The sequence below is a fragment of the Streptomyces amritsarensis genome (assembly GCF_001953875.1).
In the GTDB taxonomy this organism is placed as follows: domain Bacteria; phylum Actinomycetota; class Actinomycetes; order Streptomycetales; family Streptomycetaceae; genus Streptomyces; species Streptomyces amritsarensis.
The window spans coordinates 1-13,883 of sequence record NZ_MQUR01000077.1; the positions used below are offsets into that span (position 1 = coordinate 1).

A 13,883-nucleotide genomic window follows, 5' to 3' on the forward strand; every position below is an offset into this window, starting at 1 on the left:
CCCTCTGACACACCCTCCGGCACACCACTGACGCACCGTCCGGCGCCCCGGCCGGCCGCCACGAGCGGCCGGCCGGGACACCGGCGTCAGGCGAGGTCGAACCGGTCGAGGTTCATCACCTTGTCCCAGGCCGCCACGAAGTCCCGGACGAACTTCTCCCGCGCGTCCTTGGACGCGTAGACCTCCGAGATGGCCCTGAGCTGGGAGTTGGAGCCGAAGACGAGGTCCACGGCGGTCGCGGTCCACTGCGGCTCGCCCTTGCCGGCGACCCGGCCCTCGAAGACGTTCTCGTCCGTGGCCGACGCCTTCCACTGCGTACCCATGTCCAGCAGGTTGACGAAGAAGTCGTTCGTCAGGGTCTCCGGCCGGTCGGTCAACACGCCGTGCCGGGACTGCCGGAAGCCCGTGTCCAGGACGCGCATACCGCCGATCAGCACCGTCATCTCGGGCGCCGTCAGGTCCAGCATGTTCGCGCGGTCCAGCAGCAGGGTCTCCGGCGACAGCTTCTCGCCCGCCGACAGGTAGTTGCGGAACCCGTCGGCCCGCGGTTCGAGCACGGCGAACGACTCCACGTCGGTCTGCGCCTGCGTGGCGTCCGTGCGTCCGGGCGAGAACGGGACGGTGATGTCGAGACCGGCGTTCTTCGCGGCCTGCTCGATCGCCGCGCACCCGCCCAGGACGATCAGGTCGGCCAGCGACACCTTGGTCCCGCCGCCCTGCGAGGCGTTGAAGTCCTGCTGGATCCCCTCAAGGGCCTGCACCACCTGGGCCACCTCGGGCAGGTCGTTGACCTCCCAGTCCTTCTGCGGAGCGAGCCGGATCCGGGCGCCGTTCGCCCCGCCGCGCTTGTCCGTGGTGCGGAAGCTGGCCGCCGACGCCCACGCCGTGGCGACCAGTTGGGAGACGGACAGCCCGGAGGCGAGGATCCGGCCCTTGAGGGCGGCCACGTCCCCGGCCGAGACCAGCTCGTGGTCGACCGCCGGAACGGGGTCCTGCCACAGCTGCGGTTCGGGGATCCACGGCCCGAGGTAGCGCGAGATCGGCCCCATGTCGCGGTGCAGCAGCTTGTACCAGGCCTTCGCGAAGGCCTCCGCGAGCTGGTCCGGGTTCTCGTGGAAGCGCTTCGAGATCGGCGCGTAGACCGGATCCAGCTTCAGCGAGAGGTCCGTCGTCAGCATCATCGGGGCGTGCCGCTTCGCCGGATCGTGCGCGTCCGGCACGGTGCCCTGGGCGGCGGGATCCTTGGGGGTCCACTGCTGCGCCCCCGCCGGGCTCGTCGTCAACTCCCAGTCGTACCGGAACAGGTTGTCCAGGTACCCGTTGTCCCACTTCGTCGGCTCGGTCGTCCACGCGCCCTCGAGCCCGCTGGTGATCGTGTCGGCGCCCCGGCCGCTGCCGTACGAGTTGTGCCAGCCGAGGCCCTGCTGCTCGAGCGGGGCGGCCTCCGGCTCCGGACCGACGTACTCGGGATCGACCGCGCCGTGGCACTTGCCGAAAGTGTGGCCGCCGACGATCAGCGCGACCGTCTCCTCGTCGTTCATCGCCATGCGCGCGAACGTCTCGCGAATGTCCCTGGCGGCGGCGAGCGGATCCGGATTTCCGTTGGGCCCCTCGGGATTGACGTAGATCAACCCCATCTGCACGGCACCGAAAGGACCGGTGAGTTCCCGATCACCGCTGTAGCGCTCGTCCCCGAGCCACGTGTCCTCGGGCCCCCAGAAGACTTCCTCGGGCTCCCAGATGTCCTCCCGTCCGAAGCCGAATCCGAAAGTCTTGAACCCCATCGACTCCATCGCGCAGTTGCCCGCGAACACCAGCAGGTCGGCCCAGGAGATCTTCCGGCCGTACTTCTGCTTGACCGGCCAGAGCAGACGGCGCGCCTTGTCCAGACTCGCGTTGTCCGGCCAGCTGTTGAGGGGGGCGAAGCGCTGCGCGCCGGAACCGCCGCCGCCGCGGCCGTCGGCGATGCGGTAGGTACCCGCCGCGTGCCAGCTCATCCGGATGAACAGCGGCCCGTAGTGGCCGTAGTCGGCGGGCCACCAGTCCTGCGACGTGGTCATCACCTCGAAGACGTCCCGCTTCAGCGCGTCGACGTCCAGGGTCGCGAACTCCTCCGCATAGTCGAAGTCCTCGCCCATCGGATTGGCCTGGGGAGAGTTCTGGTGGAGAACCTGAAGGTCCAGCTGATTCGGCCACCAGTCCCGGTTCGTCCTGGGACGAGTGGGCTCGGGCGTCGGGGAGGGGATTGCGGGGTTCTCGCTTTCGCTGCCGGACACGTCCGTCCTTCTTCCTGTCTCGGTGCTTCCATCGGCTGGCTGCTCGCTCTTGACAGCGTCCGTATGGTCGCGCACCGCGGACCGCGCGGCGGAGAGAACACGCAGGGCGCGCCCGCCCAACCGGCATTCCCGCGCACCCCGCCCGCACGGGAAAGGCAAGAAAGGAAGAGATCGTACGATCATCGTTATCGATTCGCCGGTGGGAAAGCCCCGGCCGCCATTGTCCGCCCGGTAACCTGTAGCTCGTTTTTCGGGCCCGCGGCACGGCCCGCCGAAGTTTCTGTATCCCGCCGAGCGTGAACTGGTGAGCCGAAATGAGTGACCTGCTGGAGCGGCTGCGGGGGCGCGGCTGGCGCATGACGTCCCAGCGGCGCGTCGTCGCGGAGGTCCTCGACGGCGAGCACGTGCACCTGACCGCCGACGAGGTGCACGCCCGCGCCGCCGGACGCCTGCCGGAGATCTCCCGGGCGAGCGTCTACAACACCTTGGGCGAGCTGGTCGCGCTGGGTGAGGTCGCGGAGCTCTCCGCGCACGGCCGGGCCAAGCGCTACGACCCCAACGCGCACCGCCCGCACCAGCACCTGATCTGCTCCGGCTGCGGGCTCATCCGCGACGTCCACCCGACCGGCGACCCGCTGGCCGGCCTCCCGGCGCAGGAGCGTTACGGCTTCACGGTGTCCGAGGTCGAGGTCGTCTACCGCGGGCTGTGCCCCGCCTGTACGGCCGGCCCGACCCGCACCTGAGCACGCGAGCCCGCCGGGCGGCCGCGGGGGAAGGTACCGGCCGGCGGGGTGACGATCCCGAGGCGGCTACCGGGCTACCACTCGGGGTGGACGTCGTGGCTGTCGTAGCGGTCTCCCGCGACCGTGATCCAGGGCCGGAAGCGGCCGGGCCCGGTGCCGTCGTGGGCGTAGGTGACCGGCTCACGGGTGTCGTCGGTGACGATCACGGCCCCGGCGCGCTGGGCACTGCGCAGGGCATGCGTCCAGTGGCGGCCGCGGTGGCCCGTGCGGTAGTCGGGAATCTTGCACTGGGACATCTCGGCTCTCACCGCCCGGGTCTTGTCATCGGGTCGCGACAGGACCTATACCCCGTTCGGCCTGGTCCGAACGTGCGTGCCCGGACCGGCGGCCCTCCCGTGGCCCAGGCCCCTCTCGTGCCCGGGCCGTGATTGCCCCAGAGTGGTCGTCCGCGCCTCCCGCGCATCCGCCCGCACCACTCGACCCCTGGAGATCCGCCGTGGCCACGACCTCCGAACCGTCAGGGACGACACCCGCCGCCCCGCCCGAAGAACCGCGCTCCGTCCGGATCGAACGGGACGGGCCCGTCACCACGGTGATCCTCGGCCGCCCGGAAGTCCGCAACGCGGTCGACGGCCCGACGGCGGCCCGGCTCGCCGACGCCTTCCGTGCGTTCGAAGCGGACGACGCCGCGTCCGTCGCCGTGCTGTGGGGCGACGGCGGTACCTTCTGCGCCGGCGCAGACCTCAAGGCCGTGGGGACCGGCCGCGGCAACCGGGTGCTCGCCGAGGGCGACGGACCCATGGGGCCCACGCGGATGGACCTGACCAAGCCGGTGATCGCCGCGATCAGCGGTCACGCGGTGGCCGGCGGCCTCGAACTGGCCCTGTGGTGCGATCTGCGGGTGGCCGAGGAGGACGCGACCCTCGGCGTGTTCTGCCGCCGCTGGGGCGTGCCCCTGATCGACGGCGGTACGGTCCGGCTGCCCCGCCTGATCGGGGAGAGCCGCGCCATGGACCTCATCCTCACCGGCCGTCCCGTGACCGCCGCCGAGGCGCACGCGATCGGCCTGGTCAACCGCCTCGTACCGGCCGGCGAAGCCCGCCGCGCGGCGGAGCGCCTCGCGCACGAGATCGCCGGGTTCCCGCAGTTGTGCCTGCGGCACGACCGGCTCTCCGTACGGGAACAGCACGGACTGGGCGAGCGGGAGGCGCTGGACGCGGAGTACCGGCACGGCCTCGTCCCGCTGACCGCGGGCGAGACCCGGGCGGGCGCCGACCGTTTCGCGGCCGGCGCCGGCCGCCACGGGTCCTTCACCGGCTGAGCACGGGGCAGGCGCGCCCCGCACCCGGCACGTCGGGGCATCATGGCCCTGTGAACGTGTCCCCGGCCTCCGGCGGCGCACCCGGCGTCCCGGGTTTCCTCACGGTGGCCCCCACCCCCCGGACCGCCGTCGTGTGGCTTCCTCCGGACGGGCTGTGGCCTGCGATCCAGAGCATCCGGGCCGAGCACGACCCCCAGGTCCGCCGCTGGCCCCCGCACGTCAACCTGGTCTTCGGCTTCGTCCCGGAAGCCGAATTCGACCGGGCCGCCCCGCTGCTGGCCGCCGCGGCGACCGCCATCCGGCCCTTCGACATCAGGCTCAGCGGGGTGCGCGCGTTCCGGCACCGCGCCTACGCCACCGTATGGCTGGACCCCGCCGCGGCCGGCCTCGCCCCCTGGACGGCGCTCCAGGCACGCCTGGCGGAGCCCTTCCCGGCATGCCGCAGCCGGTTCCCCTCGTTCACACCGCACCTCTCGCTCGGCCGCACCCACGACCCGCGGAGCCTGGCCGCGCAGTGCGCGGCCCGTCTGGGCAGCCTGTCGGCACGGGTCGACGAGGTCGTGCTGCTCTCCCGCCGCGGTGACGAGCCGATGCGGCCGCGTGTCGTGATCGGCTTGGGCACGGGCACGACCACATGGTCACAGCGGTGATCCCGCCCCCGCGCTCCCGTCACACGCCGGCAGTGCACCGCCGAAGACCTGGACCGGTCCTACGGTTGCGAAAGCCCCGGTCCGCGGCGCGGCCCAGGACCTCCTCCTGCTCGCCTCCGGCCGCAGGCTGCCGCCCGGGAGGCTCCGCGGCGAACCGAGCCACCGCTTCACCACGCCGGCGTGGCCGCGCGCCGAGGCCGGAGGTCGAGGCGGGTGAAATATTCGGTGGAGATGATCCGACGGCGGACATCCGCCGGCAACCGGGACAGGATGCCGGGCAGGGAGCGCTCCCGCGCCGCCTCGCTGCGGTGGGCGAGGATGGCGGCCCACTTCGCGTCGTGCCAGGGCCCCACGTCGACGGCCGCGTCGACGTGCGCGTCCGGCACGGTGAGCAGCTTCTTGCCCACCCGTGTCAGGAGCGGCCCGAGCTCCCCGACACCCGACTCCGGGTGCGTGGCCAGCCAGACGGCCGCGGCCTGCCACGGCTCGCCGGTCTCGGGGTACAGGTGCCGGAGGCCTGCGGCATGTGCGGCGAGCAGGGTCACCCGGTGGGTGTGGACGTGATCGGGATGGCCCGTCAGCTGCCCGTACCCGTCGTGGGTGACGACGATTTCGGGGCGGAACTCCCGTATGTGCCGCACGATCTGGCCGACGGCCTCGTCGAGCGGGACGTCCAGCAGGCGTGCTCGTCCCGGTGCCGACTCGGGAATCCGGGCGTCGGCATGACCCAGCAGGCGCGGTACGCCCGCCCCCAGGATGCGTACGGCGTCGGCGAGTTCGCCGGCGCGGGGGGTACCCGCCGCCCAGGTGGTGGTCACCACACCGGTACGCGCTCCCGAGGCGACGTGCCGAGCGAGGACTCCTCCGGCGACCAGCGCCTCGTCGTCCGGGTGTGCGAACACGGCGAGCAGATCCGGCAAGGCCACGGGCAACTCCTGACGGCACGACGTCTCGACGCAGCGTACCGGCCGCTGCGGGGCCGCCCTCACGGTCGAAGCTCCGGGCTGGCCCGGGCGGCCTGCCGGGCGGGGTACGGGCTCGGTGCGGGCGGGTCGCGGTGCCGGGGAGGGGTGTCTCCTCGGCTCGGCGCGCGCGGGGCCGCCCCGATGGCCGAAGCTCCGGACTGGCCCGGGTCGGCCTGCCGGGCGGGATACGGGCTCGGTGCGGGCGGGTCGCGGTGCCGCGCAGGGGTGTCTCCTCGGCTCGGCGCGTGCGGGGTGTCTCGGCCGTGAGCGGTGGTAGCGCGCTCGTCCTGCGGGGACACCCCTCCCCGTCCCCGCTCCAGCAGTGCGAGCCCGGTTCCCGGAAGGGCATCCCGGCCGGGCCGCAGTCTCGCCGTACGGGCGGGGGCAGGGTCGCCCCGAGGCCGAAGCTCTGGCCGGCCCTGGGTCGTGCCGCCGGGCGGGATACGGGCTCGGTGCGGGCGGGTCGCGGTGCCGGGGAGGGGTGTCTCCTCGGCTCGGCGCGTGCGGGGTGTCTCGGTTGTGGGCGGTGGTTGCGCGCTCGTCCTGCGGGGACACCCCTCCCCGTCCCCACTCCAGCAGTACGAGCCCGGTTCCGGGGGGCGTCCGGGCCGGGTTGTCGAAGCGGGGGCGTGGGGTGGGGACACGGCGGAGTGTCCCCGCAGGACGAGCGCGCGACCCAGGCCGCCTGGCCTCGACAAGGCCGCACGCGCCGAGCCGAGGAGACACTCCGGCGGGGCACCGCACCACACAGAACCACCCCCGCCCCGCCGAAACACCGCCCCGCGCCACGAACCCCGCCCCGCCGAAGCCACCGGCAGCCGGGATCGGCCCGGGCCGGCGCAGCGGCCGGCGTTGGCTGGTGTCGCCGTCAGGCCTGGGGCGGCGGAGGGTTGCCCTGGTCGCGGCGCAACTGCTCCCTGAGCTTGTCCTGGGCGGTGTCGACCTGGCTGCGGTACTTGTTCCCGGTCTTGCCGTCGACGTAGTCGCCGGCCTTGTCGATGCCCTGTTCGGCCTGGCTCTCGTGGCCGCGCAGCATCTGCTTGAGCTTGTCCATCATCGACACGACGGTCTCCTTTGCGTCCGTCCCCCACGGCAAGGGTTCCCGATGATCGACCAGGTCGCATCCGCGAGCCTGTGACCTGCGCGGATAGCCCCGGCGCTCCGACGGCTGTGGGGGAGTCAGCAGCACTGCCAGGTGAACACGGCCTCCTCGAAGCGGCCCGCCGCCAGGTCGTCCGGGCGGATGAGCCAGTACACGGTGCCCGCGTCGCCCCACATCATCTCCGCCGCCCCATCGGTGTCGATCTGCGCGAGCAGCACCCATGCGGCGGCCTCGTCGTCCAGCCGGGAGTCCTGCCCGGCGGCGTCCGGGCCGAGGACGCCGCGCGCGATCTCCCACTCCACCGGCTCCTGCACGGGCACGGGATGGCCGCCGAGCCGGTGGCCGGAGCGGCTGGGATGGGTGTCGAGAGCGCGGAGGGCGGAGTCGAAGGGCCGTGCGTTGACCGGGTGTCGGCGCCAGGCGAGGGAGTCGCCGACCTCTCCGAAGGCTGCGCGGACGTTCGGTGCGTCGGACGTCGGCACGCTCAGTCCCGGCTGCCCGGTGAGCGCCACTTCCGGGTACGGGTCGAGTCCGGCGGGGGCGGGGTGGCGACGGGTGGGGGTGTCGGCGGGCACGTGCAGTACCCGGGAGCCCGGCCGGGTCTCGGGGTCACTCGGGTAGACCATGCAGTCGTCGTCGTCGAGGCGTCCGTCGAAGAGGAAGAAGAGGAGGGTTCCGGAGGCGGGCAGGGTGAGGCCGCTGTCGCCGGCCGCCGTGAGGGCCGCGCAGTCGAGGGACATGAGGTGGGAGAGCGGGCCGTGCCCCTCCCAGTGCGGCCACGGCATGTCGAGGCGCAGGTCGGGCAGGCCCCCGAGCCGTCCCACGGCGGCGCCGTCGCCGGCGTGCGCCAGCCGCAGGCCGGGCCGGAGCAGGGCGATCCACCGGGCGGCGTCGTCGGGGGAGAGGAGGCGGTGGGCGAGGTCGTGCAGGGCCTCGGCGGGGGCGTGGGTCATGTGTCGATCATGCATGGGGGCACCGACAGCGCCCGCGGGGCGTCATTGCGGGCGTCCGACGCGCCGCCAATCGACGGGACAGGGGGCTCGGCATGGAACGATCTCCGCATGACAGAGAGCATGAGCCCGTACATGTCCTCGCCGCGGGTCACCGTCCTGGGGGTGCAGCCCGGCGATCCGCCGTTCCGGATCGTCGAGATCGACGGGGAGATGGTCCGCATGGCGACGTCCATGACCGATGTGATCCTGGCTGCCGCGGATGCGGGGATCACCATCCACGACCTCGACGATCCGGACACCGTCCGCTGGGTCGGCGGCGGGAAACTCACCTGGCGGCTGCACTAGCAGGTCGCCAAGCCGTGCCGGGCGGTGGCGCGGTGCCGTCGCCCGCTTCCGGGTCACACGCGCCACCGAGAAGGAATCGGTGACCCGGGTTCGGCCGACGGGCACGCGCGTGCAGGGGCGCGCCACCGCCGGGTCGGCGGTGCGCGTGAGCGCGGAAGGATGCTGCTCAGGTGGCGCGTCCGTAGCGGACCGCTTCGCTCCAGATGCGCTCCAGACGCACTGTCGTGCCGGGGCGGGGAGCGTGCCAGATCCTGTTGTCGCCGGCGTAGATGCCGACGTGTCCCATGGTCGCCCCTCGGGGGAAGAAGACCAGGTCACCGGCCGTGCGATCGGCCTTGGGGATGTGGCGGGTGTGCTCGTACTGCTGCTCGGCCGTGCGCGGAAGGCGTTTGCCGGCCTTCTTGAAGGCGTAGAGGGTGAGCCCGGAGCAGTCGAAGCGTTTGGGGCCTGTGGCGCCGTAGGCGTACGGCGAGCCCTGTTTGGAGGCGGCCACCGCGACGGCCTTCTTGCCGTACGACGGTGCCGCGTGAGCCGGATCCGTGGGGCCGGCCAGGGCGCCGGCGGCGAGGAGCAGTATGAAGAAGACGGCACGAACTCGGGGGCAACAGCACATCGGAGAAGTGCCCTTGAGGGCCTCTCGGAAGTCGGTCCTGGAGCAGGACATCGTGACACCTCCGCAATCGGTTGGCAGGCGATGAATTCAGATCAGCGGCCTGGTCCTGTTCTCGGTGGCAGTCGTCTTGGCTCTGACGGCGGACCAGTTTTCCCGGACCTCCTGCCTCGACCGCATCGGACACGAAGTGATTTGTCCCGATTTTGCGTTCGATTCGAGATGATAGGACTGAATGATCTTCGTGTCGGGGTGGTGCGACGGCGGTGCCACCGCCGTTGTGCTGAATCGGCATGCCGACAGGCATCGGCCCGCCGCGGAACGGGCACGCAGCACGGGTGACCACGACCGACCTGCTCCCGGCGCCGCCCCGCGCCGCCGCCCGCCGGGCGCTGCTGGCCGGTTCGGCCGGCAACCTCGTCGAGTGGTACGAGTTCGGCGTCTACGGCTGCTTCGCCACCGTCATCGCGGCCAACTTCTTCACCCCGCAGGCGGGAACGGGCACGGGGGCGGGAGTCCAGGGCGGCGCCGAAGCGCTGGTCGCCACGTACGCCTCCTTCGCCCTCGCCTTCTTCTTCCGCCCGGTCGGCGCCCTCCTGTTCGGACGTATCGGCGACCGGTTCGGCCGGCGGCCCGCCCTCGTCCTCGTCATCGGCCTCATGACGCTCGCCACGACGCTGATCGGCCTCCTGCCCACCCGCGCCGACATCGGCGCCGCGGCCCCCTGGCTGCTCACGTTCCTGCGCGTGCTCCAAGGGCTGTCCGCGGGCGGCGAGTTCGGCGGCGCGGTGTCCCTGATGGCGGAGTACGCGCCGCCCGGCCGCCGCGGACTCCACGGCGCATGGCAGTCCTTCACCGTCGCCCTCGGCCTGCTGGCGGGGGCCGCCACGGCCGCCGCCCTGGCGACGGCCTTGCCGGCCGCGGCGCTGTACGCGTGGGGGTGGCGGATCCCGTTCCTGCTGGCCCTGCCCCTCGGGGCGGTCGCGCTGTGGCTGCGTACCGCGCTGGAGGAACCGCCGGCCCCGGCCCCGGTCGCGGCCGCGGTGACCGACCCGGCCGGGACAACCGGCGTACGGGAGCAGGCCCGTGCCGTCGTCCTCGGCATCGGGCGGATCATGGGCTGGTCGGCAGCCGGATACACCTTGCTCGTCGTGCTGCCGTCCCATCTCCAGTCCGCGCTGGGCGCGTCCTTCCGGGACGCCCTGCTGGCCGCCACCCTCGTCAACCTGGGCTTCGCCGCGTCGATCCTGCCCGCGGGACTGCTCAGCGACCGCATCGGGCGGCGCCCCGTCATGCTCGGCGGTGCGCTCGGGGTGGCCGTACTCGCCATCCCCCTCCTGCACGTGCTCCAGTCGCCCGGCGCGTCCACACAGGCCAGGATCGCGGCCGTGCTCACGGCGGGCGCGCTGGTCGGCCTGCTCGCCGGACCGGGACCGGCCATGCTCGCCGAAATGTTCCCAAGGCGAGTCCGCTGCACCGGACTCGGGCTCTCCTACGCCCTCGCCAACGCCGTCTTCTCCGGCTGCGCGGGACTCCTCATCACCGCACTCACCGCCCGGACCGGAAACACCGCCGTCCCCGCCCACTACGCCGCCGCGGCCTGCGCCCTCAGCGTGCCGGCGCTGCTGACCCTGCGCGGCAACGACCACCGGGAGCCGCTGCGATGAGGGTGATCGGCCTGATGTCCGGGACCTCGTACGACGCCGTGGACGCCGCCGCCTGCGACCTCGCGCACCGGCCGGGGGAGGACGGCGTGCTGCACCTCACCCCGCTGGGCATGGTCAGCGAGCCGTACCCGGAGTCCTTGCGGGCCGAGCTCGCCGCGGCCCTGCCGCCCGCCCGCACCACACTCGCCGACGTGTGCCGGCTCGACACCCGCATCGGGCAGGCGTTCGGGCGGCTCGCCGTCCGGGCCGACCGCGAACTCTGCCGTGGAAAAGCCGAGTTGGTGGCCTCGCACGGGCAGACCGTGTACCACTGGGCGGCGGACGGACAGGTACACGGAACCCTCCAGCTCGGCGAACCGGCCTGGATCGCCGAGGCCAGCGGCCGCCCGGTCGTCTCCGACTTCCGTCCGCGCGACGTCGCGGCCGGCGGACAGGGCGCCCCACTGGTCAGCCTGATCGACCTGATGCTGCTGCGCGGACGCCCCGGCGTACCGGCCGCCCTGAACATCGGCGGGATCGCCAACGTCACCGTCGTGCCCGGGCACGCGGACCCCGTGGCCTTCGACACCGGCCCCGGCAACGCGCTGATCGACGCCGCCGTACGCCAACTCACCGGCGGCCGCCTCGCGTACGACGAGGACGGTGCGCTCGCGGCCGCGGGACGCGTGCACGAGGGCCTGCTGCGGCGCATGCTCACCGAGCCCTATTACCGGCTGCCCGCACCGCGGACGACCGGCAAGGAACTCTTCCACGAGGGGTATCTCCAGGCCCGCATCGCGGAGTTCGGTCAGATCGCGCCCCAGGACCTGCTCGCCACGCTCACCCGCCTCACCGCCCGGACCGTCGCCGACGCGCTGCGGCCACTGGGTGCCACGGAGGTCTTCGCCTCGGGAGGCGGTGTGCGCAACCCGACGCTCACGGCGATGCTCCGTGCCGAGCTGGCCGGAACGCCCCTGCGCACCTCGGAGGAGCTCGGCCTGCCGGCCGCGGCCAAGGAAGCGTACGCGTTCGCCGTGCTCGGATACCTCACCCTGCACGGACTCCCGGGCAACGCCCCCGGCTGCACCGGCGCCGCGGGTCCCCGCATTCTGGGGTCGATCACCCCGGGCCGCCGGCCGCTCCGGCTGCCCGCGCCGCCGCCGGGCGCCCCGCGCTCCCTCTCCGTACGGGCGGACGGGCCCGGCGTGCGTCCGTCCGCGCTCCGATAGGGCCCTTCGGCCAGTGCCCGGCAGCCCCGGACCGCGGCCGCCACCGCGGCAAACCGGTCGTCCCCGACGCGCTGCCCGCGCCCCGCCCTATCCACCCACGATCTTGCGGACGTTCTCGATGCTGCCGCAGTCCGACGCGAGCTGCTTCTCCCGCTCCCGCAGGAAGGCGGCCCCCAGCTCGGCCCGGCGCTCGTCGGGGACGTTCTCCCGGGCGCCGTTGAGGATGGTCCGCTCCTCCTCGTCCAGATGGTGGGTGACCGCCTTGACCAAATCCTCCAGGCGCTCGTCCCACTCCTCGGAGCCGACGTCGTCCACCTCCAGGAGCTTCAGCAGCGCCTCGTTGCCCTCGGCGTGCTCCTCCTCGCCGTGCTCCACCTCGTCGTCGTCGATGTCCCTGAAACGCTTGAGCGCGCCGTAGACCTCGGCCTCCTCGGCCTCACCGTGCGCGATGAGCAGCGCCGAGAACTCCTCCCGCGCGGCCCGGCGGTCTGCCTCGACGCTCCGCATCCGGCGGAACAGCTCCTCCATCGCCCGGTGGTCCTTGAGGATCACCGCGACCACGTCCTGGTCCTTGACTTCGCCCGCCATGCGACACGCCTCCTCGATCGGGGTTACCGTCACCCGGCGCTTGCTCGCTCGCCGGCGCCTGAAACCTCCCCGCCCCCGGCCACCGGGCGGGAGCAGCGGTGCCGGCCACCGCCGACACCGAGGGAGCCCGCCGGGGCCGGATGGGCCACGGCACGCCCGCGCGCGGCCGTGTCTGCGCCGTCGGCGCCGACCCCCCTGCCATCGTGGGCCACCGCGCTCCGTGTCTCCCTCTGGAGGTTCCGCCGTGTCCCCACGCCCCTACGGCCACGCCCGCCGGATCCGCCCGTCGCTGCGCCTGGCCGCCGCCACCGCCGTGTGCGGCGCCCTGCTCGCCGCCTCCGTACTGCCCGCGCAGGCGGCGGACCGCAACCCGCCACCGGACCCCGCAGCGGCCCTGCGCCAAGAGCTGCGCGAACTGGTCGAGCGCCCGGACGGGCCCCCCGGTGTCATCGCCGTCCTGCGCGACGGCGACCGCAGCGAGGTCTACCGCGCCGGTGTGGCCGACGTGGAGAGCGGCAGGCCGCCCAGCGCGACCGACCACATGCGGATCGCCAGCGTCGCCAAGGCCTTCAGCGGAGCGGTGGCCCTGAGCCTCGTCGACCGCGGCCGGCTGAGCCTGGACGCCACGATCGGCGAGGTGCTGCCCGACCAGCCGGACCAGTGGCACGAGGTGACACTGCGCCAACTCCTCAACCACACCAGCGGACTGCCCGACTACTCGGCCTCGCAGGGGTTCATCGACATCGTCTCCGAGAACCCCCGCCACCACTTCGACTCCCGGCACCTGCTGGACTTCGTCGCCGAGGAAGACCTCGAATTCGAGCCGGGCAGCCGCTACCAGTACTCCAATTCCGACAACATCGCCGTCGCCCTCATGGCCGAGGCCGCCACCGGACGCCGGTACGAGACGCTGCTGCGCGAGCTGGTGTACCGGCCGCTGGGCCTGACCGCCACCAGCCTGCCCCAGGGCTACCGGCTTCCCGAGCCCTTCCTCCACGGCTACCAGATCGACCCGCAGGAGGGACCCGTGGACGTCAGCGAGGCCGTGAGCGCCTCGGGAGCCTGGGCGGCAGGCGGCATCGTCTCCACGCCCGAGGACCTGACCGCCTTCATCCGGGGCTACGCCGGCGGCGCCCTCGTCTCGGAACGCACCCGCCACGAGCAGTTCCGCTTCATCCCCGGCGCGCTGTCCCAGCCCCCCGGCCCCGGCCGCACCGACGCGGGCCTGGCCATCTACCGCTACACCACCCGCTGCGGCACCGTCTACGGCCACACCGGCAACACACCCGGCTACACGCAGCTCGCGGCCGCCACGGCGGACGGAAAGCGCTCGCTGACCTTCTCGATCACCACCCAGACGTCCCTGACCAACAACCCCGAGCTGCTCGCGCGGGTCCGGCAGGTCCAGGAGGACTTCGTCTGCGCCCTGCTGCGCGGGTGACCACGGCCGGCGCG

At 73.1% G+C, this 13,883-nt stretch carries 14 protein-coding genes; 7 read left to right on the plus strand and 7 right to left on the minus strand.

Features of this window, described 5'->3' with window-relative positions; translation table 11 throughout:
• Window positions 1–86 precede the first annotated feature (86 nt).
• Window positions 87–2,276, minus strand: a complete 2,190-nt coding sequence (katG, locus tag AVW11_RS26660) for a catalase/peroxidase HPI (protein WP_076046280.1) — start codon at window positions 2,274–2,276, stop codon at window positions 87–89.
• Between the two features lie 314 nt (window positions 2,277–2,590).
• Between katG and AVW11_RS26665 the strand changes: the two genes are divergently transcribed.
• Window positions 2,591–3,019 carry a Fur family transcriptional regulator gene (locus tag AVW11_RS26665; protein ID WP_076046281.1) on the plus strand — a complete coding sequence of 143 codons (429 nt, stop codon included), beginning with the start codon at window positions 2,591–2,593 and terminating at the stop codon, window positions 3,017–3,019.
• Between the two features lie 74 nt (window positions 3,020–3,093).
• On the opposite strand, the gene AVW11_RS26670 is transcribed toward AVW11_RS26665, so the two are convergent.
• Window positions 3,094–3,315, minus strand: a complete 222-nt coding sequence (locus tag AVW11_RS26670) for a hypothetical protein (RefSeq protein ID WP_030842774.1) — start codon at window positions 3,313–3,315, stop codon at window positions 3,094–3,096.
• 269 nt (window positions 3,316–3,584) lie between these two features.
• Between AVW11_RS26670 and AVW11_RS26675 the strand changes: the two genes are divergently transcribed.
• Both AVW11_RS26675 and AVW11_RS26680 read left to right on the plus strand, forming a co-directional pair.
• The gene (locus AVW11_RS26675) at window positions 3,585–4,340 is read left to right on the plus strand and encodes a crotonase/enoyl-CoA hydratase family protein (protein WP_076046293.1); all 756 of its coding nucleotides are present in this window, start codon (window positions 3,585–3,587) and stop codon (window positions 4,338–4,340) included.
• Window positions 4,341–4,390: 50 nt separating this feature from the next.
• Window positions 4,391–4,990 carry a 2'-5' RNA ligase family protein gene (locus AVW11_RS26680; protein ID WP_060178311.1) on the plus strand — a complete coding sequence of 200 codons (600 nt, stop codon included), beginning with the start codon at window positions 4,391–4,393 and terminating at the stop codon, window positions 4,988–4,990.
• Window positions 4,991–5,157: 167 nt separating this feature from the next.
• Here AVW11_RS26680 and AVW11_RS26685 read toward each other — a convergent pair whose 3' ends face one another.
• From AVW11_RS26685 to AVW11_RS26695, 3 genes are all read right to left on the minus strand, one after another.
• Window positions 5,158–5,916 carry a PIG-L deacetylase family protein gene (locus tag AVW11_RS26685; RefSeq protein ID WP_240528272.1) on the minus strand — a complete coding sequence of 253 codons (759 nt, stop codon included), beginning with the start codon at window positions 5,914–5,916 and terminating at the stop codon, window positions 5,158–5,160.
• Window positions 5,917–6,823: 907 nt separating this feature from the next.
• Entirely contained in the window at window positions 6,824–7,018 is a 195-nt protein-coding gene (locus tag AVW11_RS26690) for an antitoxin (protein WP_030854841.1), read from the minus strand.
• A 116-nt stretch (window positions 7,019–7,134) separates the two neighbouring features.
• Window positions 7,135–8,010: a YwqG family protein gene (locus tag AVW11_RS26695; RefSeq protein WP_076046282.1), complete on the minus strand. Its 876-nt coding sequence runs from the start codon at window positions 8,008–8,010 to the stop codon at window positions 7,135–7,137.
• Window positions 8,011–8,118: 108 nt separating this feature from the next.
• Here AVW11_RS26695 and AVW11_RS26700 point away from each other — a divergent pair, with 108 nt between their 5' ends.
• Window positions 8,119–8,355: a hypothetical protein gene (locus tag AVW11_RS26700; RefSeq protein WP_030854844.1), complete on the plus strand. Its 237-nt coding sequence runs from the start codon at window positions 8,119–8,121 to the stop codon at window positions 8,353–8,355.
• 166 nt (window positions 8,356–8,521) lie between these two features.
• Here AVW11_RS26700 and AVW11_RS26705 read toward each other — a convergent pair whose 3' ends face one another.
• Window positions 8,522–8,968 carry a C40 family peptidase gene (locus AVW11_RS26705; protein ID WP_413081805.1) on the minus strand — a complete coding sequence of 149 codons (447 nt, stop codon included), beginning with the start codon at window positions 8,966–8,968 and terminating at the stop codon, window positions 8,522–8,524.
• A 335-nt stretch (window positions 8,969–9,303) separates the two neighbouring features.
• Here AVW11_RS26705 and AVW11_RS26710 point away from each other — a divergent pair, with 335 nt between their 5' ends.
• Entirely contained in the window at window positions 9,304–10,632 is a 1,329-nt protein-coding gene (locus tag AVW11_RS26710; RefSeq protein WP_076046283.1) for an MFS transporter, read from the plus strand.
• Window positions 10,629–11,840, plus strand: a complete 1,212-nt coding sequence (locus AVW11_RS26715; RefSeq protein WP_076046284.1) for an anhydro-N-acetylmuramic acid kinase — start codon at window positions 10,629–10,631, stop codon at window positions 11,838–11,840. Before AVW11_RS26710 ends, AVW11_RS26715 begins: the two co-directional genes overlap by 4 nt.
• A gap of 87 nt (window positions 11,841–11,927) precedes the next feature.
• Here the strand turns inward: AVW11_RS26715 and AVW11_RS26720 are convergent, their stop codons facing one another.
• On the minus strand, window positions 11,928–12,428 hold the full coding sequence (locus AVW11_RS26720) for a hemerythrin domain-containing protein (protein WP_030854858.1): 501 nt from the start codon (window positions 12,426–12,428) through the stop codon (window positions 11,928–11,930).
• 244 nt (window positions 12,429–12,672) lie between these two features.
• Here AVW11_RS26720 and AVW11_RS26725 point away from each other — a divergent pair, with 244 nt between their 5' ends.
• A complete protein-coding gene (locus AVW11_RS26725) occupies window positions 12,673–13,869 on the plus strand; it encodes a serine hydrolase domain-containing protein (RefSeq protein ID WP_234362346.1) in 1,197 nt (398 codons plus the stop codon).
• Window positions 13,870–13,883: the final 14 nt, after the last annotated feature.